The organism is Pseudomonas sp. ok266 (assembly GCF_900110195.1).
GTDB lineage: Bacteria > Pseudomonadota > Gammaproteobacteria > Pseudomonadales > Pseudomonadaceae > Aquipseudomonas > Aquipseudomonas neuropathica.
The window spans coordinates 34394-55283 of the sequence record NZ_FOCU01000006.1 but is presented as its reverse complement, the minus strand read 5'-3'; the positions used below and the strand labels follow the sequence as shown (position 1 = coordinate 55283).

Below are 20890 nucleotides of genomic sequence, written 5' to 3'. Positions count from 1 at the left end.
TAACCCTCTCCCGGAGGGAGAGGGGACTGATTGGGGGATATTTCAGATTTACGCCGACCTGAAAGTGCTTTATTGAATCCATAATCGACTCGACCTTTCAGGTCGATGCATGACGCCAGACACCTCGGTCGGCCCCCTCTCCCCCCGGGAGAGGGCTGGGGTGAGGGAAAGGGGCCAACACCGTTACAACTGATAGTTCTTCAGCTCCCGCGCAATCACCATCCGCTGAATCTCGCTCGACCCTTCATAGATCTGGGTAATCCGCGCATCGCGGTAATACTTCTCGACCGGATAATCCTCCAGATACCCATACCCGCCATGAATCTGAATCGCTGACGAACAGACCTTCTCGGCCATTTCCGACGCAAACAGTTTGGCCTGTGACGCCTGCGACAAACACGGTTTGCCCGCCGTGCGCAGTCGCGCCGCATGCAGGATCATCAGGCGTGCCGCGTTGATTTGCATGTGCATGTCGGCCAACAGATTGGCGATGCTCTGGTGCTCGTTGATCGGTTTGCCGAACTGGATGCGATCGCGCGAATACACCAGCGCCGCTTCAAACGCAGCACGGGCGATGCCCAATGCTTGCGCAGCGATGCCGATGCGACCACCTTCAAGGTTGGACAGGGCGATCGCCAGACCTTTACCGCGTTCACCGAGCAGATTGGCCTCGGGAATGCTGCAGTTGTTCAACGTCACCGCGCAGGTGTCGGAGGCGCGAATGCCCATTTTGTGCTCGGTGCGATCAACGATAAACCCCGCTGTATCGGTCGGCACCAGAAACGCCGAAATACCTTTCTTGCCCAGATCCGGATCGGTCACGGCAAAGACGATCGCCAGTTTCGCCCGTTTGCCGTTACTGACAAATTGCTTGGCGCCGTTGATCACCCACTGGCCGTCACGCAACTCGGCGCGGGTGCGCAGGTTGTGCGCCTCGGAACCGGCCTGCGGTTCGGTCAGGCAGAAGCAGCCGATGGTTTGCCCACTGGCCAGATCCGCCAGCCAGGTCTGTTTTTGCGCTTCGCTGCCGTAATTGAGCACCGGACCGCAGCCCACCGAGTTATGGATACTCATGAAGGCGCCGGTTGCGCCATCACCGGCAGAGATCTCTTCCACGGCCAAGGCATAGGCGACGTAATCGACGTAGGTGCCACCCCATTCTTCGGGCACCACCATGCCGAGCAAACCGAGCTCACCCATCTTCGCGACGAGCGCGTCATCGATCCAGCCAGCCTTTTCCCACGCCTGCGCATGGGGCGCGATTTCGCCACGGGCAAAGTCCCGGGCCATGTCGCGGATCATTACTTGTTCTTCAGTCAGTTCGAGATCGTGCATGGCTCAGCTCCCGCTCTCAGCAAACCCGTGGAAGAAACTCGCGACATGCTCTGCGTCCAGCGCAGCGAGGGTCGGCGGGTTCCAGCGAGGTGTCTTGTCTTTATCGATCAGCAGGGCGCGGACGCCTTCGATCAGGTCGCCGCGGGAGAACCACTGGCGATCCAGATGCAGTTCCAGCGCGAAGCACTGTTCCAGGCTCAAGTGGCGGCCGCGACGCAGCATCTCCAGGGTCACCGCCATGGCCAACGGCGAGCGGGTTTCCAGCAGGTCAGCCGTGGTGGTCGCCCATTCGTGGCTGTTGGCAACCGTCACTGCGCGTAACTGCTCGACCATGCTCGGTACGTCCGGCAGGGCGAAGAAATGGTCGATGGCCGGGCGCAAAGCCTCAAGTGGCGCATCGGGCAAGGTTTGCACTGCGTGTTTGGCCAGCAGGTTTTGCAGGGCCTTGAGCGGTGTGTCCTGCCATTCCATCTGATCGAGTCTTTCGTCGAGCAGCGCCACTTTGCTGCTGTCCAGATACCAGTCGGCCAAGCCGCAATACAGCGCGTCGGCGGCACGGATCTGCACGCCGCTGACCCCCAGATAGATGCCCAGCTCACCGGGAATGCGCGGCAGGAAATAACTGCCACCGACATCGGGGAAATAACCGATGGCCACTTCTGGCATGGCCAGACGGCTCTTCTCGGTGACCACACGCAGATCGGCGCCTTGCACCAGGCCCATGCCGCCGCCGAGAACGAAACCGTCCATCAGCGCCAATACCGGTTTGCGGTAGTGATGAATCGTCAGGTCGAGGGCGTATTCCTCGACGAAGAAATCTTCGTGCAGCGTGTCGCCGCTTTTGAAACTGTCGTAAAGGGACCGAATGTCGCCACCGGCACAGAAGGCTTTTTCACCGGCACCGCGCAGGACCACGGCGTGAACATCGGCGTCAGTCGCCCAGGCGTCGAGCTGCTGTTGCAGCAAGCGCACCATGTCGAGGGTAATGGCATTGAGACCGGCGGGGCGGTTGAGGGTCAGGTGACCGATATGATTGCGAACCTCGGCCAGCACTTCGTTTTGCGTGGCATCCATGGACGGGGTCCGCGGGGATGAAGCCTGAGCTGTCATCAGTAACTCCCTGCTTTTATTGTCTTTATTCGAGAAGCTCGCGCGCGAGCGTTAACCGATCGTAACAGTGCAAATTTGCCCTGTACAACCGGGATATTCGCAGGGGGAGTTTGCGTTTTTACATCACCCGAATCGCCGCGTTCCTGTGTAGGAGCAGCCTGCGGCAGCGCCTACCCGGGGTCAGCGGAATGTTTCGGTAATGCTGCGCCGTTTGGCGTGCAGTTCGCTGGCGTGGATCAGTTGTTCGAGGTCTTCGGGGGTGACGTCGATAAACGCTTCCATCTCGGCCAAGGCAAGTTTCAGGTCTTCGGCGGTGATCGCCTGACTGTCGACCGGCCCATGCACCGGCGCCGGTTCTGCCGGGCGTTTCGGGTAACGGATCCGTGTCAGGTTGTTGTAGGCAAGCGCGCTGAGCAGCATGCACACCGCGCCGAGCATCACCGGTTCCATGGCTTTCCAGTCCATGGCGATGGTCGCCGGATCCGCCAGCACCAGCGTCAGGGCCAACGCGCCAGCGGGCGGATGCAGGCAACGCAGCCAGCACATCAGGATCAGCGCCACACCCGCCGCCAGACAGGCGCTGCCAAGGGTTCGGCCAAGCACATGCGCCACCAGCAACGCGACCACGCCAGCACATAAATAGCCGCCGAGAATCGACCACGGCTGAGCGAGGGCGCCCGAGGACACGGCGAACAGCAAAACCGCCGAAGCGCCCAGCGGGCCGATCAGGTGATAGGCGACTTCATGGCCGAACACCTGCGCGCACAGCCACACGCTGAACAGCGTGCCCAGCGCCATGCCGATGGCGGCACGGCTCCATTCGGTGGGACGGGTGTTGATGGCGGCGGGCAACCAGCGAGCGAGCATGTGAATCCGATCCTTGCAGCAAATTCGAGGCAAAAAAAAGGACTTGTCCGGCATATCCGGAAAGCCCTCGAAGTGTTCCAACATTGGGGGAGGAACGCGCACAGTGTGCCGGGCAAACTCGATGCTGACAAATTCATATTAATGCAGATTTAGTGCATTAATTTTGAATTGAAGCGGCGCGACGGCCACTGACGAAACACAAATAGCCGCCCACAGCCGCCAGTGCGCTCAAGGCATAGAACATGCTCGGTGCCGGTGTGTGCATCAGCAGAAACCCGCACATGACCGGACTGAACGCACCACCAAGCGCGGCCAGGTTCTGCGCGCCGTAATAGCTACCGCGCAATTCTTCCGGGGCGAGGGTGTCGACAAACAGAAAGTCGGCCGGGTAAATGATCATCTCGCCCAAGGTGAAGATGAACATCGCCACGCACCAGCCGACCAGGCTGTCAGCCAGACTGAAGCCGATCAGCCCTACGATGAACAACGCGGTGCCGCCGGCAATCCAGTGGCGCAGATGCTCGCGGGTGAGTAATCGGCCGATCTGGTACTGCAACACAATCACTGTGATCGCGTTGCAGGCAAGGAGGGCGGCCATGGTATCCAGCGTCTGTTGCTGGGTGTGGGTGACCAGCAGGTATTGCGACAGGTACAGAGTGAAACGCCCGTGCACCAGCGTGCTGAGCAGGCAGCCCAAGGTAAACAGGATCATCGTGCGGTCGTTCTTCAGGATGATCAGGGTTTTCAGAAAGCTGGGTGGCGCAGCGATTGCCGAGACCGGATTCACTTCACGCGTGGCACCGAGCAGCAGAAAGATGCTCCCGATGGCAATCGCGCCCGCGACGATAAACGGCGCTGACGGCTGAACGCCGGCAATCACCACGCCGATCATCGGGCCGACGGCGTAACCGATGTTGGTCAGCGTGTAGTTCAGGGAAAACGCCTTGACTCGCTGGCCCACTGGCAGGTTTTCACTGAGGATGGCTTTGGAGCAGATCAGGAACAGCGCCGACGCGGTTTCGCTGATGATCAGCACCAGGGTGACCAGGTAAAGATTCTGCGCGAAGGTCAGCAGGATCAGACCGATACCGCTGGAAAGCATGGTCAGGATCAGCAACTGGCGCTTGTCCAGCCGATCTATGATGTAGCCGCCATAGAGCGACAACAACGTGGCGCTGAACACCGCGATCCCCAGCAGCAGGCCGACGTCTTGCGGGTTGAGGTCGAGCTTGTTGCTGAGGAACAGCGTCAGTAGCGGGCTGATCAGCGCGCGGCTGATGACGACGGTCAGCGAACTGATCATCAACCGGCGGATGAGGCGCGAGTAGGTAGCCACGAAGGGTCAATGTCCTTATTTCAAATGCCTGGCGGGCGTACGCCATCCTTACCGGCCAGTCACCACAGGTCAAGCTGCCATAACACCATCCCTGTGGGAGCGAGCCTGCTCGCGAATGCGTCGGGTCAGATACATCAATGTTGACTGACACTCCGCCTTCGCGAGCAGGCTCGCTCCCACAAGGACCTTCATTGCTTTCAAATCAGGGGCAGGCGCATCGCGCAGCGGCGCTCTGCGGGAAAGCCGAATAGAACTTCGGCTTGCAGCGCATCGCGCAAATGGCGGTCGGTGTGTGCATGCGTCAACTCGACAAATCCCATCCGTTGATAAAACGGTGCATTCCACGGCAGATCGCGGAAGGTGGTCAGCGTCACTGAGTTCAACTGCATCACGCGCGCTTGTTCAATGACTGCCGCAACCAGTGCGCGACCCATGCCTTGTCCTTGAAAAGCCTGACTGACGGATAGCTCCTCAATGTGCATGTGCTGATCAATGTCTACAGCACGAACAAATCCAGTCAGTTGCCCATCGCTATTTTCAGCAACCCACACGTACGCCTGTTCGATGGCCTGCAGATGTTGGCCAGCATCGGGCACCTCGGCATTAGCCAGCCACGCCAACGGCGGTTCAAGACGAAACAATTGCGCGGCCGAACGCTCTATCCCGGGGAGGGCAACCGCGTCAGCAGGGCTGGCGCGGCGTACGTCGAAGGTCATGTTGAGGCGCATCCTGTCGGTCAAAAGCTCGACAGGTTACGGTTTCAGCCACAGCAATACATAGTCGTTTTTATCGAAACGCCCGCTCAACACCGGCTGCGCGCTTTCCAGCGGCGTGCCCTTGAGAGATGGCAGATCACTGCGATCCATCATCAGCCACGCCGGGCCTTTGAGCGCCTCCAGTTGCTGGATCGAGTCGCTGAACTGCGGTTGCAGATCCTGCTCGATATTGACCATGAACTTGATCGCTTTCGCGTCCTTGCCCATACCGTGCAGCACCAGCGGCGCCGGGTTTTGTTGAACCTGGGCGAACACCGCGTGACTGAATGCCTGGGTGTCGTACAAACGCCGCTCCACCGGCTCGAAGACCGCCGCGTACACCGTCCACAACGCCAACACGGCACTTAACGCCAGCACTTCGACACGCCAACGTGGGAGCAACAATCGCGACAACGCCAAGAGTTGCAGCAGGCCCAGCGCGATCAACACCCAGGACACTTCACTCAATTGCTCGGGAAAGCGCCGTTGAGCGAGCAGCAAAACCACCAGCAGCAAGCCCGGCGTGACCAGCCAAAAGCCCATGATCAAGCCGCGCAAATAGCGGAACACCCGCCCATGCGCAACCTGAAACGGATACGCCGCAATGATCGCCGCCATCGGCAGCATCGGCAGCAGATACCGGGCCTTTTTCGCCTGGGGAATCGACAGGCCGACCATCACAATCAGTCCCGCCGCCGCGCAGTACTGCACCAGACGCAGCGCCGGGCCACGTTGCTGCGGCTTGCTCAGCCAGGCCGCCACCAGTACCAGCAATGCCAGCGGATAGGCCAGCGCGTAGTTGCCGAACGAACTGGTGAAGTAATACAGCGAACCGCTGACGCCTTCGCTGCCGTCCATGCGCCCCATGAACTGCATGCGGATCACGTCCTGCAAGAAGACCGGGCCACCGCTGAGTTTCGCCAGCCACAACAGCAGGCCGACGCAGGCTGCGAGCAGCAGCGAAGCCAGTACGCCGAACACCAGCAGTCGCGACCACTCACGGTTGAGCAGGTAATAGCTGCACAGCATGCCGGTCGGCACCACCAGACCAATCGGCCCGCGAATGCCGAAGCCGAGCAGCAGCAACGCGAAGATCAGCGGCCAGTGACGCCTGCCGGCAAAATGCTCATGGGCATAACCCAGATAGAACACCGCGAAGGCCACCGCCGCGAGCATCAAGTCCTGCGACACCGCGCGCACTTCAGTGACGAAACCGCTGGTGAGCATCAGCAACGCAATACTGATCAACGCCCAACGCCGCGAGTACGGCGCCAGCAGTCGATACATCAGCGTCACGATCAGCGCACCGGCGACGGCACTTGGCGCCCACGCCGTAAACGCGTTCACAGTGCCGAACGGCAGCGACAGCAGCCAGATGAACAGCGTCGAAACCGCTGAATAATCCGCATACGGTTGACCATAGGTGGTCGGAAACACCGTCGGCCCATGTCGCAGCATTTCTTGCGCGAACAACACGAACCGCGAATCGAAACCGATCGGGGCCTGCCCGTAGACCCCGGCCATGAACACTAAAAACGCCAGCAGCCCTGCGATCAGGGACTGCCGGCGAATCTCAGGCGATAAGCTGATCAAGCGACGTCGGACGCGTGTGGCCATTGTTGCAGCGGGATCGGCAACTTACGCGATTCGCCACGGCCCATCGGGAAGTAATGGAAACCGTTACGTGCCAGACGCTCGGCGTCGTAGAGGTTACGGCCGTCGAAGATCACCGGACTGTTGAGGCGCTGTTTGATCAGATCGAAATCCGGCGCCTTGAACTGCTGCCATTCGGTGCAGATGATCAATGCGTCGGCGCCGGGCAGTACCGATTCTGGCGTGCCCATTAGCATCAGCTTCGACTCGTCCGGATAAAGGTTCTGGGTTTCCTGCATGGCTTCCGGGTCGAAGGCGCGCACGCTGGCACCGGCGGCCCACAGCTCTTCGAGCAGGACACGGCTTGGCGCATCGCGCATGTCATCGGTGTTGGGTTTGAACGCCAGGCCCCACAGGGCGAAAGTCTTGCCGCGCAGGTCACCCTTGTAGAACGCGTTGATGCGCTCGAACAACTTGTGTTTCTGCCGTTGGTTGATCGCCTCGACCGCTTGCAGCAAATCGCTGGAGCAGTGCGCTTCTTCGGCGCTGTGGATCAACGCGCGCATGTCTTTGGGGAAGCACGAGCCGCCATAACCGCAGCCCGGATAGATAAAGTGGTAACCGATGCGCGTGTCGGCGCCGATGCCCTGGCGCACCGATTCGATGTCGGCGCCCAGGTGTTCGGCGAGTTCGGCGATCTGGTTGATGAAACTGATCTTGGTCGCCAGCATGCAGTTGGCGGCGTACTTGGTCAGCTCGGCGCTGCGCAGGTCCATGAACATGATGCGGTCATGGTTGCGGTTGAAAGGCGAGTACAGATCGCGCATCACATCGCGCACTTCATCGCCTTCGCAGCCGATGACGATACGGTCCGGGCGGCGGCAGTCAGCAACGGCCGAGCCTTCCTTGAGGAATTCCGGGTTGGAGACGATATCGAATTGCAGCAGGCGGCCGGTTTTGATCAAGGCTTTTTCGATGTGCTTGCGCAAGGTGTCGCCGGTGCCCACCGGTACCGTGGATTTTTCCACCAGAATCAGCGGCTGCTCACGATGGCGGGCAATCGCATCGCCGACCGATAGCACGTAGCGCAGGTCTGCCGAGCCATCCTCACGCGACGGCGTACCCACGGCGATAAACGCGACTCGACCGTGCTGCACGGCAAGTTGCTCATCAGTGGTGAATTGCAGGCGTTTCGAGTCGAGACCTTCGCGCACCAGGCTGGCCAGCCCAGGCTCAAAAATGCTGACATGACCCTGGCGCAACAGGTCGACCTTCTTCTGGTCGACGTCCATGCACACGACATCATGGCCGACCTCGGCCAACACAGCCGCTTGCACCAGACCGACGTAACCGCTGCCAAATACTGTGATTTTCATGGAGCACTCCTGAATTCGGGCGCACGAGCCGGACGAGTGTTGATGGTGATGACCCCGAGCATGACCAGCGCCACGCCGAGTGATTTAGTGAAACTGAAGGATTCGTTGAACAGCGGCAGACTGGCCGCCAGCAGATACACCAGCGCATAGCTGATGCTCAGCAGCGAGTAAGCCCGGCCCAGCGGCAGATCGCGCAGGGCGGCGAGCCAGCAAAGCATCGACAGGGCGTAGGCAAAAACCGCCGCAATGACCACGGCCAGCGCTCGCCAATCGAGGCTGTCGATGTGCAGCCATTGTTCCGGCACGGGCAGGCGGGTCATGCTCCAGCGCATGCCCAGTTGCGCAGCGCTGACGAGGAACACGCTGCCCAGCGCGAACGTGATGCCGCGACGTTGATTCATGACTGTTGCCCCAGCAAAACCACGCCGCCGATGACCAATGCCACGCCAAACCAATGCTGGCGGTCGATGGGTTCACGGAAGACGAAGCGCGCAATCAGGGTGATCAGCACGAAGTTGAGGCTGAGCATCGGGTAGGCGATGCCGACTTCCAGACGCTGCAACACCAGCAACCAGACCAACAGACCTGAGCCGAGGGCGAGCAGGGCCAACCACAACCACGGCGTACGCAGCTTTTCGGCCCAGCCCGACTCGACGCCGCGCCAGCTCTCCACGGCGTACTTCTGCGCCACCTGGCCGAGGCAGGTCAGCAGGCACGCGGCCAACAGCAGCAACAGGCTCATGACGCCTCCTTGGGCAGGATCATGATCACCAGGTTGCCCTGTTCGTAACGGAGGCCGTCCTTGGGCAACTTGTCGATTTCGTCCAGTTCGTCCTGCCCCTTGACGCGCATCACCACGCCGACCGAACCGCTGCGGCGCGCCTCACGCATCCACCGTTGCACGTCTTTGGTGTCAACCCGCTGTTGAATGCCGTCAGGATAGGCAAGGCCATATTTCAGTTCGCCTATCGTGTTGTACAACGCCACTTGCGGCGTTTTCAGGCGCCAGGCCAGCGCCGAAGCAGCCCCCAGATCGTTGCTCAGCAAATGGGTGGTCTGCGCCAGTTCCGTGACGTGATGCTTGATGAACTGATCCGGCATCTTGTTGGCGACCACCGATTTCGGCAGCGCCGCCGGCAACACCGCAATCAGCAACAGGCTGCCGAGTGCCGGTGCTGCCCAGCATTGCAGCGGCAGAAAGGCTTGCAGCAGGTTGGCGATGATCCAGCCGATCAGTGCGATAAACACCAGCACCATGCTGTGCAGTTCGTGGTCGTAAACCGGTTTGGTCAGTTGCAGATAAACCAGCGCGATCAGCAACACGATGCCCAGCGCCAGATTGAGCAGGCCATTGATGCTCAGCGCACGTCCTTGCTCCAGGCGCAAACGGTCGGCGAGCGCATTGCCCAGCAACAACGCTATCGGCAGCAGGCACGGCAGGATGTAGGTCGGCAGTTTGCCGTTGGCCAGGCTGAAAAACCCCAGCGGCATCGCCAGCCAGAGCAGCACAAAGACCACTTTCGGCTGAGCACGGCTTTGCCAGGCTTGTTTGAACGCGGTCGGCAGCAGCCCCACCCACGGCAGACTGAACGCCACCAGCAGTGGCAGGTAGAACCACCATGGCGCATCGTGTTGCGCATCGTCACCGGCAAAGCGGCGGATGTGTTCGTGCCAGAAGAAGAACCGCCAGTAGTCCGGCTCCTGCGCATGCACCGCGAGCACCCACGGCAGGCTGACGAGGATCGCCACGGCAATCGCCACCGGGCCGAACATCAGCAGTTCACGCCAGCGTTTTTGCCAGAGCATCCACGGCAGGGCGATCAGCACCGGCAGCAGCCAGGCGAGAAAGCCTTTGGTCATGAAACCCATGCCACAGGCCAGCCCCATTACCGCCCAGGCTGCCATGCGCTTGCCGCCGGTTTGACTGTCGAGGGCAAACCACAGCGCCACCAGACTCAGATTGACCCAGAAGGTGAATTGCGGATCGAGGTTGGCGTAACCGGCCTGACCGGCGACGATAGTGAAACTCATGTAGAGCAGGGCGCAGACGAAGCTTTTGCGCGGCTCGTTCCACAAACGCCGGGCGAGCAGATAGCACAACAGCACGCTCAACCCGGTGCTTAGCGCCGACGCAAAGCGCACGCCGAACAGGTTCTGCCCGAACAACTCCTGACCCAGCGCGATCATCCAGTAACCGGCAATCGGCTTCTCGAAATAACGCAGGCTCATGAAGTGCGGCGACACCCAGTTGCCACTGAGCAGCATGTCCTGGCTGATCTGTGCGTAACGGGTCTCATCAGGAATCCACAAACCGTGCGTGCCTAGCGGCAGCAGATAGGCCAGCAAGCAAATACCCAGCAACAGCAGTGGCAGCGTCCAGCGTTTAATCATGCGCCTTGCACTCCCAGCCAGCCTTCACGGCCTTCGAGGGCGCCGCGTTGCACGCGACCCACGGGCAAGGTGTTGAAGAACTCGGGCAGCAAGTCGCCCAGTGGTTTGAAGTCGATATTGCGTTGGCGCGCATCGGCCAACAATTGACGAAAATCCTCAGCCATCAGAATCCCTTCTACTTCGGCGTGAATGGTGTAGACGTTGAGTTGTTGCGGGCGAAAGTGATCAAGGATGAAACCGTTGAAATCCCGCGTCGCTACGATCGGGCCGACGACTTCGTCGAAGGTCGGCAGGTCCACCGGAATCTGCGGGGTGCCCGGCGTACCGTCGGCCAGCAAAGGGCGAAACAGGTGTTGCCCACGACAATCGCTGTTGTAGCGAAAGCCGAAGGCTTGCTTGGCCTCGATCACGCGTTCGTCCGCACGCCAACCGGCGGCGGCCGAGCACTCGACTTTCTCGCCGAGAATGTCGCTCAAGGTGTCGACGCCCTGACGGATCTGCTCGATCAGTTGCGCATGGCTCCAGCGCCCGGCATTGGCCTGCCAGCCGTGGTGATCCCACGCATGCAGGCCCACTTCGTGACCGGCATCGCGGGCCTGACGCATCAGGTGCCCAAGGTCACGGCCAATCGGTTTGCCCGGCCACGCGGTACCAGCCAGCAGAATGTCCCAGCCGTAAAGGCCGGCGGCGTTGGAGCGGAGCATTTTCCAGAGAAACTGCGGGCGGATCAGGCGCCACAGATGCCGGCCCATGTTGTCCGGGCCGACACTGAAGAAGAACGTTGCCTTGATCTGCGCCTCGTCGAGCATTTCCAGCAGCCGCGGCACACCTTCACGGGTGCCGCGGTAGGTGTCGACGTCGATACGAAGTCCTGCCTGCATTACTTCTTGTCCGCGATTTCGAGCATGGCCTCGCGCAAGAAGAAATCGAGCGTATTGCCGATGGTCTCGCGCATTTCCACGGTCGGCGTCCAGTCGAGCAGACGCTTGGCGTTGGCAATGCTGGGTTTACGGTGCTCGACGTCCTGGTAACCGGCACCGTAGAACGCCTTGCTTTCCACGTCGCGGAAACCGGCGAACGGCGGGAAGTTGTCACGCAGCGGGTGCGCTTCGAACTGACGCAGTAGCTCTTCGCCTAACTGACGGATGCTGGCTTCGTTGTCCGGGTTGCCGATGTTGATGATCTGGCCGTTGCAGACGTCGTTGTCGTTATCGATGATCCGCGCCAGTGCCTCGACGCCGTCAGCGATGTCGGTGAAGCAGCGCTTCTGCTCGCCACCGTCGAACAGGCGAATTGGCGTGCCTTCGACCAGGTTGAGGATCAACTGGGTGATGGCGCGGGAGCTGCCGATGCGGGCCGAATCCAGACGGTCAAGGCGCGGGCCCATCCAGTTGAACGGGCGGAACAGGGTGAAATTCAAGCCCTTGGCGCCGTAGGCCCAGATCACCCGGTCCAGCAGTTGCTTGGACACGGAGTAGATCCAGCGCTGCTTGTTGATCGGGCCGACCACCAGGTTGGAAGTGTCTTCATCGAAGTGTTTGTCCTGGCACATGCCATAGACTTCCGAGGTCGACGGGAAGATCACGCGCTTGTTGTACTTGACGCAGTAGCGCACCAGTTTCAGGTTTTCTTCGAAGTCGAGTTCGAACACACGCAGCGGGTTGCGGGTGTATTCGATCGGCGTGGCGATGGCCACCAGCGGCAGGACCACGTCGCACTTCTTGATGTGGTACTCGATCCACTCGGAGTGAATGCTGATGTCGCCTTCGACGTAGTGGAAGTGCGGATGGCTGCGCAGACGGTCGATGGCGTCGGAACCGATGTCCAGACCATAGACTTCATAGCGGTCATCGCGCAGCAGGCGCTCGGACAAGTGATTGCCGATAAAACCGTTGACGCCGAGGATCAACACGCGAGTGCGACGTGGCGCACGGCCGGATTCGGCACCGCGCAACAGCGAGCCGTCGACCAGGCCGAGTTCGTTGGCCAGTTGTGGGCCACTGAGGAACAGGCCGTTGTCGTTGCGCTGGCCGGAGAGGATCACCAGCGAGTCTTCGCCACAGGCAATGCGCAGCGGGTCGACACTGATCACCCGGCCCGGCGCCTGACCGTCGTTGCCTTTGACGACTTCGGCGCTCCAGACGATGAGTTTGTGTTCGCCGACCGCGCAGAACGCGCCCGGATACGGTTGGGTCACCGCACGCACCAGGTTGAACAGTTGCTCGGCCGGTTTCGCCCAGACCAGTTTGCCGTCGGCGGCGGTGCGACGCCCGAATACGCTGGCTTTCGATTCGTCCTGCGGGGTTTCGCTAATCTTGCCTTGCAGCATCGCGGGCAGGGTGTCGCGCAACAGATCGCTGGCCGCAGCGCGCAATTTGCCGTGCAGGCTCAACGCGGTGTCGCTGCGTTCAATGGCAACACGCTGCTGGGCAACGATGGCGCCGGCGTCGGCGCGTTTGACCATGCGGTGCAGGGTGACGCCGGTTTCGGTTTCGCCGTTGACCAGTACCCAGTTCGCCGGGGCGCGGCCACGGTAGCTTGGCAGCAGGGAACCGTGCAGGTTGAACGCGCCTTTTTTGGCCACGGCCAGCAACGGCTCGCTCAGCAGGTTGCGGTAGTAGAAGGAGAAAATATAGTCAGGATCGAGCTTGGCAATCCGCTCGATCCACAGCGGGTGATTGACGTCTTCCGGCGCGTGCACCGGGATGCCTTTGTTGGCGCACAGTTGCGCAACCGATCCGTAGAACGCGTTCTCTTTCGGGTCATCGGCGTGAGTGAACACCGCCGCGATGTCGTAGCCGCTGTCGAGCAAGGCTTGAATGCCGGCGCAACCAATATCGTGATAAGCGAAGACAACAGTTTTTGCACTCATGAGAGAACCTGACCGGTAGTAGAAGTAGTAGTGGAGAGACCATCAACGGTGACTGCAGGCGCCGGCTCGGCGGCGTGGCTGCGCAAGACTTTTTCAATGAAGAAACGCGGGCGGGCGCGCACGTCGCTGTACATGCGTCCCAGGTATTCGCCGAGCAGGCCCATGCCGATGAACTGGCCACCGGTGAACACGAACAGCACGGCGAACAGCACAAACAGACCATCACCGCCCCAACCGGCGCCGAGCGCCAGACGCAGGACAATCAGCACGAAAGCAAACAGCAAACCCAGACCGGCCATGGTGAAACCGACGATGCTCAGCAGGCGCAACGGCGTGGTGGTCATGCAGGTGATCAAGTCGAACATCAGGTTGATCAGGCGCATCGGGCTGTACTTCGAATCGCCGTGCTCACGTTCGGCGTGGGCCACGACGATTTCGGTGGTGTGGCGGGCGAAGCTGTTGGCCAGAATCGGGATGAAGGTGCTGCGTTCACGGCAGGCGAGCATTGCGTCGATGATCGTCCGGCGGTAAGCGCGGAGCATGCAGCCGTAGTCGCTCATGGCGACGCCGGTGGAGCGTTGCACGGCGAGGTTGATCAGCTTCGACGGATAGCGGCGCAGGGCCGAATCCTGGCGGTTGCCGCGCACGGTGCCGACCACGTCGTAACCCTTTTCCGCTTCGGCGACCAGCCGCGGGATTTCTTCCGGCGGGTTCTGCAGGTCGGCGTCGAGGGTGATCACGACATCGCCTTTGCATTGTTCGAAACCGGCCATGATTGCGGCGTGCTGGCCGTAGTTACGGTTGAGGATGACCGCCACGAACGGGCTGTCTTCACGGGTCGCGGCTTCTTCCAGAAGGTTGGCGGACTCGTCACGGCTGCCGTCGTCGACGAGGACGATTTCAAAGTCGTGACGCAGCATCTGGCAGGCGGCTTCAGTACGGCGCAGCAGTTCCGGCAGGCTGTCCTGTTCGTTGTAGACCGGGATAACGATCGACACACAGCGGATCGGATAAGGTTTCACGGGCGTTTGTCCATAAGAGTGGCGATGGCACCGACCACGCGATCAAGGTCTTGATCGCTCATGTCGGGGAACAACGGAATCGAGCACAGCCGCGCCGAGTTCCATTCGGTGTTGGGCAGATACAGATCGGGGTCACGCTGGCGATACCAGGTGTGCAGGTGAGTGGCGATGAAATGGATACCGGTACCGATGCCCTGGTCCTGCAAGCCTTTCATGAAGGCTTCGCGGTCCATGCCGCAGCGCTCGCTGTCGATGCGCAGGATGAACAGGTGCCAGGCGTGGGTTTGTGCGTAGGCGGGCAAAGCCAGTGGTTGCACCGGCAGGCCTTCGAGTTTTTGCCGGTAGGCGGCGGCCAGTTCGGTGCGGCGCGCGTTGATCGCGTCGAGACGCTCCAGTTGCACCAGCGCGATTGCGGCGTTGATGTCGGCGAGGTTGTATTTGAAACCCGGCTCCATCACCTGCGCCTGCGGCTTGCGGCCACCGGTCAGGCGATCGTAGGCGTCGACACCCAGACCATGGAACTTGAGCATGCGCACGCGGCTGGCCAGCGCTTCGTTGTCGGTGACGAACATCGCGCCTTCGGCACAGGTCATGTTCTTGATCGCGTGGAAGGAGAAAATCGCCGTGCCTTGCGAGCCGACGTGGCGGCCCTTGTAACGGGTGCCGGCAGCGTGGGCGGCGTCTTCGATGACCGCGATGCCGTGCTTGTCGGCCAGCGCATACAGCGGATCAAGATCAAATGCGGCGCCGGCGTAATGCACCGGAATGATTGCTTTGGTGCGTGGGGTGATGGCGGCTTCGATGCGCGCGGCATCGGTCATCAAGGTGTCGCGATCAACGTCGACGAACACCGGCGTGGCGCCGAGCAGGGAAATCATGTTGGCGGTCGAGACCCAGGTCTGCGACGGGGTGATGACTTCGTCACCCGGGCCAATGCCCAGCGCCAGCAAGGTAACGTGCATGCCGCCGGTGGCGGACGAAAGTGCCACCGCGTGGCGACAGCCAACGTATTGCGCGAATTGTTCTTCGAGTGCCTGATTTTTCGGTCCGGTGGTGATCCAGCCGGAACGCAATACTTGTTCAACGGCTGCAATTTCTTCATCGCCGATACTCGGGCGAGAGAAGGGGAGAAACGCCTGACTCATGAACACCTCATCACAAACAATCAGAAGAAAACCAATTCACCGGGTAGGATCCAATCTCAGCGTAGACGCAAAAATTACCTTTGCATCAATAAGTTGCTGAAAAGACTTACCGTCGGGGTTCGGTTGACTTTTGTGGCTTCGCGCGGCAGTTTGAACGGCGCCGATACGGGATCTGTTGGAATTAAGGTTATGCCCGTTTTTGTGAAAGGAACATGAAAAACCGGTCGGCGAATCGTTTATCTGAACCCCATACAGCCACTGTTCAGACTTCTGCCGCTTATCGTCATTTTTAGTAGAAAAGTCCTACAGAAGTGTTCCCCTTACACTGGGAATGTTGCAGTTATTAGTTGGTGTGTTGAATTGTTTTTACTCAAGGCCTTTACGTTTGACTGACTTGTCCGTTGTACCGCTGCAAACCCGCCAAACCAATCCGATGACCCTGTATCTGGCGCGCCTGGCCCCCTCCAGCCAGCTGACCATGCGCTATGTTTTGCAGGATGCGGCCGACCGCCTCGGCTTTGAAGACATGAATGTCGAGGATATTCCCTGGCACGCATTACAACCTGAAGATGTTGTTGCGCTGGTCGCCGCTTTGCGCGAAGACAACTATGCGCCCAACACTTCTTCGCTTTATGTGAATGCCGTGCGCGGTGTGATGAATGAAGCCTGGCGCATGAGCCTGATCTCTCAGGATCATTTGTTGAAAATGCGTTCGGTCAAAGCCATTGCCGGCACGCGCTTGTCCCAGGGGCGCAACTTGAAGCGCACCTTGATCCACGAATTGATGGAAGTCTGCGCCGCCGATCCGCGTCCGCAAGGGCTGCGCGACGCAGCGGTGATTGCGTTGTTGTACGGCACCGGCATGCGCAAATCGGAGTCGGTGGACCTGGACTTGAATCAGGTCGACTTCACTGAGCGCAGCCTGACCGTCACCGGCAAAGGCAACAAACAACTGATCAAGTACGCGCCGGCCTGGGCATTCGCCAAACTTGATGCGTGGCTGGAACTGCGGCGCTCGCAGCTCAAGGAAGGCGAGCGCGACGATGCCTTTCTGTTCAACCGCATCCGTCGCGGCAGCCACATCACCCGCGAGCGCATCACCAAACACGCGATTTACTACATTGCCCGTCAGCGTGGCACGCAGGTCGGGGTGAAGATCATGCCGCACGACTTCCGTCGCTCGTTTATCACGCGGGTCATCGAGGAACATGATCTGTCGATCGCGCAGAAACTCGCGCACCACAGCAACATCCAGACCACCGCCAACTACGATGTGCGTGATGACAACGAGCGGCGGCGTGCGGTGGATCGCTTCGATCTGTAATCAGGACGCGGCGAACAGATGCGCCGCACCGAGCACCGATAACTGCACGTCGCTGCCAGCAGGCGGCGCGTGCATGCCGGAGCTGCGCACCAGCAGCGACCGCCCGGGATCCTGAGTGATCGGCGAGCGCAGTTCGACGGTGAGGGTGCAGGTGTTGCCGGCAAAATCGCGCTCAGTGACCACGGCGGGGCAGCCTTGTGTGCCGACTACGGCGCCGGACAACTGCAACTGCTCGGGCCTGAGCATGATCTGCGCGTCGCCAATGAAACCGTTGCTGTTCACCGGCACTTGACCGAGATCGCAGTGGGCCAGACCGGATTCGATCCGTGCCGGCATCACCACGGCTTCGCCGAGAAAATGTGCGGTTTGCTCGTCGCGGGGAAAGCGGTAAAGGTCCATCGGATGCCCGGACTGCACCAGTCGCCCGCCGCGCATCACTGCCAACTGATCGGCAAAGGACAGCGCTTCGCCCTGATCGTGGGTCACTAGAATCGTGGTGACGCCGGCGTCCTCAAGCAAGCGCGCGACCATTTTGCGCATGGCGCTGCGCAGGCCGGTGTCGAGGGCGGAGAAGGGCTCATCGAGCAGCATCAGCCGTGGCTGCTGCGCGAGGGCCCGGGCGAGGGACACCCGTTGCTGCTGGCCGCCGGACAGTTCATGGGGCCAACGCTCGGCCATGTTGGCGTCCAGCGCGACGCTGTCCATCAGCTCCTTGATCCGCTCGTGTCTGGCCGCGCCGGTCAGTGCCAGGCCGAACCCGATATTGGCGGCGACGGTCATGTGCGGAAACAACGCGCCGTCCTGCGGAACATAGCCGATCTGCCGTTGGTAGGCGGGCACCGCATGGGTGCTGTCGACCAGCACCTGACCGTTGAGGGTCAGGCTGCCGGCGTCGGGGAATTCAAACCCGGCAATTATCCGCAACAGCGTGGTTTTGCCGGAGCCGGACGGGCCGACAATCACCGTGCGGCTGCCGGTCGGTACTGACAGGCAGATGTCATCCAGCGCTTTCTGCGCGCCAAAGGACTTGTTCAGGGAGATCAGTTCGAGTGCGTTCATCGGCCAGCGGTGCGCCTGGATTGGTGATAGAGGAGGGCCGTCAGCGGCAGCGAAAGCAGCACCATCAACAGTGCGTAAGGCGCGGCGGCGGCGTAATCGATTTCGCTGGTCATCGCCCAGAAGCCGGTGGCCAGCGTACGGGTGCCGTTGGGGGCGAGCAGCAAGGTCGCGGTCAGTTCATTGGTAATCGCCAGAAACACCAGCGCGGCGCCGGCGGCAGCGCCCGGTGCCGCGAGGCGCAAGGTGATCAGCCACAAGGCGCGCAGGGGCGATCGGCCGAGACTTTGCGCAATGTTCTCCAGTTCTACTGGCGCCTGGGCAAAACCGGCACGCAGGCTGACCAGTGCGCGTGGCAGGAACATCAGCAGATAGGCGAGCAGCACGGTGATGGTGGTCTGGTAGATCGGCCGGGCGAAATGGATGGTCACGGTGACCAGTGCCAGCGCCACGACAATCCCCGGCAGGGAACTGGTGATGTAGTTGCAGCCTTCGAGCAGACGCTGCAATTTGCCCGGCGCGCGGATCGACAGCCAGGCAATCGGAATCGCCGCCAGACTGGTCAACAGCGCACCGGCGACGCCAAACGACAGGGTTTGCACCAGCGCGGGCAACAGTTCGTCGCCACCCCACACGTCCCAGCCACCGGCGATCAACCAGCGACTCAATGTCAGCAGCGGCACGCCGAGGGCGAGCAGGCAGGTCAGCACTTGCAGACCGAGCCCGAGGATCACGCTGCCACGACCGAGCCGAACCGTGCGTTGTTCGCGGGCACTACCGGAACCCACGCGCGCATAGCGCGCCTTGCCCCGGGCGGCGGATTCGGCGGTGAGCATCGCCAGGCAGCACAACGCCAGAACGCCCGCCAGCATGTTCGCTGCCGGGCCGTTGAAGGTCGATTTGAACTGATCGAAAATCGCCGTGGTGAACGTGTCGAAACGAATCATCGCGTACAGGCCATATTCGGCCAGCAAATGCAGCCCGACCAGCAACGCACCGCCACAGATCGCCAGGCGCAACTGCGGCAACACCACCCGGAAAAACACCGCCCAAGGCTTGAGACCGAGGGATTCGGCGACGTCTTCGATCGCCGGATCAAGTCGGCGCAAGGTTGCGGCAATCGGCAAGTAGAGAAACGGAAAATAGGCGATCACCGACACCAGCACGCCGGCCGATAAACCGTGAATCGATGGAATCAGGCTGACCCACGCATAGCTATGCACGAAGGCCGGTATCGCCAGTGGCGCCACGGCCAGCAATGACCATAGGCGTCGACCGGGCAGATCGGTGCGTTCGGTCAGCCATGCCAGTGCGGTGCCGAGCAGAATGCACAGCGGCAAGGTGATCAACACCAGCAACACGGTGTTGATCAGCAGTTCCGCCACCCGTGGACGAAACACCAAGGCTTCGATGGTTGCCCAACCGGTGGCCCACGACACGCCGAGGACAAACGCGATCGGCAGCAGCGACAGTAATGAAACACCGATCGCCAGCGCAACCACCCACGAGCCCCCGCGACCGGTGAGGGCGCGGGGTTTAAGTCTAAGGCTCGCGGAGGCGGTCACTGCAACCTGCGCGGGTAGGGTTTCGGGGAGCACTTACAGGATTCCCGCCTGGGTCATCAGCTCGACGGCTTTCTTGCTGTCGAGTTTCGACGCGTCGACTGTAGGCGCGTCGAGATCCTTCAACGGCGTCAGTTTCGGGTTGGACGGCGCGTCTTTGCCGACCGCGTACTCAAACGAGGTGCCGCTGTGGAGAATCTCCTGGCCTTCTTTGCCGGTGATGTATTTGACGAACCTCTGCGCCTCTTCCTGATGTTTGCTGGAGGCCAGTACGCCCGCGCCGGAAGTGCTGACAAACGCGCCCGGATCCTGATGCTTGAAGTAGTAGAGCTTGGTGTTCTGGCTGTTTTCGCCGGTTTTGGACTGATCGACGAAGCTGTAATAGTGGTAGATCACGCCGCTGTCGATCTGCCCGGCGTTCACCGCTTTGAGCACGGCGCTGTTGCCGCGGTACACGCTAGCGTTGGCTTTCATGCCTTTGAGCCAGTCGAGGGTAGCCGTTTCGCCTTTCTGTTCCAGCACGGCCGCGACGATGGCCTGGAAGTCCGCACCAGCGGGTGAAGCAGCCCAGCGGCCTTTCCAATCCGGTTTAGCCAGGTCGAGCAGGGATTTCGGCAGGTCTTTTTCCGCGAGTTTCGCCGGGTTGTAGACGAACACCGTCGAACGCGCGGCGATGCCGATCCATTGGCCATGAGCCGGGCGGTACGCCGCGTCCACTTGTTGCTGCGTGGCGGGTGCAATCGGGGCGAGCAGTTTGGCGTTGTCGACCAACACCATCGCCGGTGAGTTTTCGGTGAGGAACACGTCTGCCGGCGAGGCCGCGCCTTCCTGCACGATCTGGTTGCCCATTTCGGTGTCATCGCCATTGCGAATCGTCACCGGAATCCCGGTCTCTTCAGTAAAACCGGCCACCCAGGCTTTGGTCAGGCTTTCATGCTGGGCGTTGTAGACCAGCAGGCCAACGCTGTCAGCGGCAAACGCCTGACCGGCACTGAGCAGGGCGCTGAACAGCAATGCGCGTTTCAGAAAGGACGGGACCTTTGGATTCATAACGGTAACGCTCCTGATTTTTTAGACGTTATGGGCAGGCATTCGCGGGCAGACTTCAATGCGAATGATTTGCAGATATTCAGCCGCAGGCAATGT

The 20890-nt window shown here is 60.8% G+C and carries 18 protein-coding genes; 1 reads left to right on the top strand and 17 read right to left on the bottom strand.

Features of this window, described 5'->3' with window-relative positions; all coding sequences use genetic code 11:
* Positions 1–183 precede the first annotated feature (183 nt).
* The 14 genes from BMY54_RS12295 to arnB all read right to left on the bottom strand — a co-directional run bounded on the left by BMY54_RS12295 (position 184) and on the right by arnB (position 15802).
* Positions 184–1335, bottom strand: coding sequence for an acyl-CoA dehydrogenase family protein (locus tag BMY54_RS12295; RefSeq protein ID WP_093432721.1), 1152 nt, complete (start codon positions 1333–1335; stop codon positions 184–186).
* A gap of 3 nt (positions 1336–1338) precedes the next feature.
* Positions 1339–2445 carry an enoyl-CoA hydratase/isomerase family protein gene (locus BMY54_RS12290; RefSeq protein WP_093432718.1) on the bottom strand — a complete coding sequence of 369 codons (1107 nt, stop codon included), beginning with the start codon at positions 2443–2445 and terminating at the stop codon, positions 1339–1341.
* Between the two features lie 180 nt (positions 2446–2625).
* Positions 2626–3312, bottom strand: a complete 687-nt coding sequence (locus BMY54_RS12285; RefSeq protein ID WP_093432715.1) for an HPP family protein — start codon at positions 3310–3312, stop codon at positions 2626–2628.
* Between the two features lie 157 nt (positions 3313–3469).
* On the bottom strand, positions 3470–4648 hold the full coding sequence (locus BMY54_RS12280; RefSeq protein WP_093432712.1) for an MFS transporter: 1179 nt from the start codon (positions 4646–4648) through the stop codon (positions 3470–3472).
* 197 nt (positions 4649–4845) lie between these two features.
* The gene (locus BMY54_RS12275) at positions 4846–5364 is read right to left on the bottom strand and encodes a GNAT family N-acetyltransferase (RefSeq protein WP_093432709.1); all 519 of its coding nucleotides are present in this window, start codon (positions 5362–5364) and stop codon (positions 4846–4848) included.
* Between the two features lie 36 nt (positions 5365–5400).
* Entirely contained in the window at positions 5401–7020 is a 1620-nt protein-coding gene (locus tag BMY54_RS12270; RefSeq protein WP_175559592.1) for an ArnT family glycosyltransferase, read from the bottom strand.
* A complete protein-coding gene (locus BMY54_RS12265; RefSeq protein ID WP_034153972.1) occupies positions 6993–8372 on the bottom strand; it encodes a UDP-glucose dehydrogenase family protein in 1380 nt (459 codons plus the stop codon). The genes BMY54_RS12270 and BMY54_RS12265 overlap by 28 nt, the downstream gene beginning before the upstream one ends.
* Positions 8369–8773, bottom strand: a complete 405-nt coding sequence (gene arnF, locus BMY54_RS12260) for a 4-amino-4-deoxy-L-arabinose-phosphoundecaprenol flippase subunit ArnF (RefSeq protein WP_016986767.1) — start codon at positions 8771–8773, stop codon at positions 8369–8371. Before arnF ends, BMY54_RS12265 begins: the two co-directional genes overlap by 4 nt.
* Positions 8770–9114: a 4-amino-4-deoxy-L-arabinose-phosphoundecaprenol flippase subunit ArnE gene (gene arnE, locus BMY54_RS12255; protein WP_016986766.1), complete on the bottom strand. Its 345-nt coding sequence runs from the start codon at positions 9112–9114 to the stop codon at positions 8770–8772. The genes arnF and arnE overlap by 4 nt, the downstream gene beginning before the upstream one ends.
* A complete protein-coding gene (gene arnT / locus BMY54_RS12250; RefSeq protein WP_093432706.1) occupies positions 9111–10763 on the bottom strand; it encodes a lipid IV(A) 4-amino-4-deoxy-L-arabinosyltransferase in 1653 nt (550 codons plus the stop codon). The genes arnE and arnT overlap by 4 nt, the downstream gene beginning before the upstream one ends.
* Positions 10760–11644: a 4-deoxy-4-formamido-L-arabinose-phosphoundecaprenol deformylase gene (gene arnD, locus BMY54_RS12245; protein ID WP_093432703.1), complete on the bottom strand. Its 885-nt coding sequence runs from the start codon at positions 11642–11644 to the stop codon at positions 10760–10762. The genes arnT and arnD overlap by 4 nt, the downstream gene beginning before the upstream one ends.
* A complete protein-coding gene (gene arnA, locus BMY54_RS12240; protein WP_093432700.1) occupies positions 11644–13635 on the bottom strand; it encodes a bifunctional UDP-4-amino-4-deoxy-L-arabinose formyltransferase/UDP-glucuronic acid oxidase ArnA in 1992 nt (663 codons plus the stop codon). The genes arnD and arnA overlap by 1 nt, the downstream gene beginning before the upstream one ends.
* Complete coding sequence (arnC, locus tag BMY54_RS12235) at positions 13632–14657, bottom strand: undecaprenyl-phosphate 4-deoxy-4-formamido-L-arabinose transferase (RefSeq protein WP_093432697.1); 1026 nt, start codon at positions 14655–14657, stop codon at positions 13632–13634. The genes arnA and arnC overlap by 4 nt, the downstream gene beginning before the upstream one ends.
* Complete coding sequence (arnB, locus tag BMY54_RS12230; protein ID WP_093432694.1) at positions 14654–15802, bottom strand: UDP-4-amino-4-deoxy-L-arabinose aminotransferase; 1149 nt, start codon at positions 15800–15802, stop codon at positions 14654–14656. Before arnB ends, arnC begins: the two co-directional genes overlap by 4 nt.
* A gap of 433 nt (positions 15803–16235) precedes the next feature.
* On the opposite strand from arnB, the gene xerC reads away from it, so the two are divergent.
* Positions 16236–17126 (top strand): site-specific integrase, encoded by an 891-nt coding sequence (gene xerC, locus BMY54_RS12225; RefSeq protein ID WP_049802099.1) that lies wholly within the window; start codon positions 16236–16238, stop codon positions 17124–17126.
* Here the strand turns inward: xerC and BMY54_RS12220 are convergent, their stop codons facing one another.
* From BMY54_RS12220 to BMY54_RS12210, 3 genes are read right to left on the bottom strand one after another with little or no spacing between them, the layout of a single operon-like run.
* Positions 17127–18185, bottom strand: a complete 1059-nt coding sequence (locus BMY54_RS12220) for an ABC transporter ATP-binding protein (RefSeq protein WP_093432691.1) — start codon at positions 18183–18185, stop codon at positions 17127–17129.
* Entirely contained in the window at positions 18182–19780 is a 1599-nt protein-coding gene (locus BMY54_RS12215; protein ID WP_093432688.1) for an ABC transporter permease, read from the bottom strand. Before BMY54_RS12215 ends, BMY54_RS12220 begins: the two co-directional genes overlap by 4 nt.
* Entirely contained in the window at positions 19781–20794 is a 1014-nt protein-coding gene (locus BMY54_RS12210; RefSeq protein ID WP_093432685.1) for an iron ABC transporter substrate-binding protein, read from the bottom strand. It lies immediately after the preceding gene.
* Positions 20795–20890 lie beyond the last annotated feature (96 nt).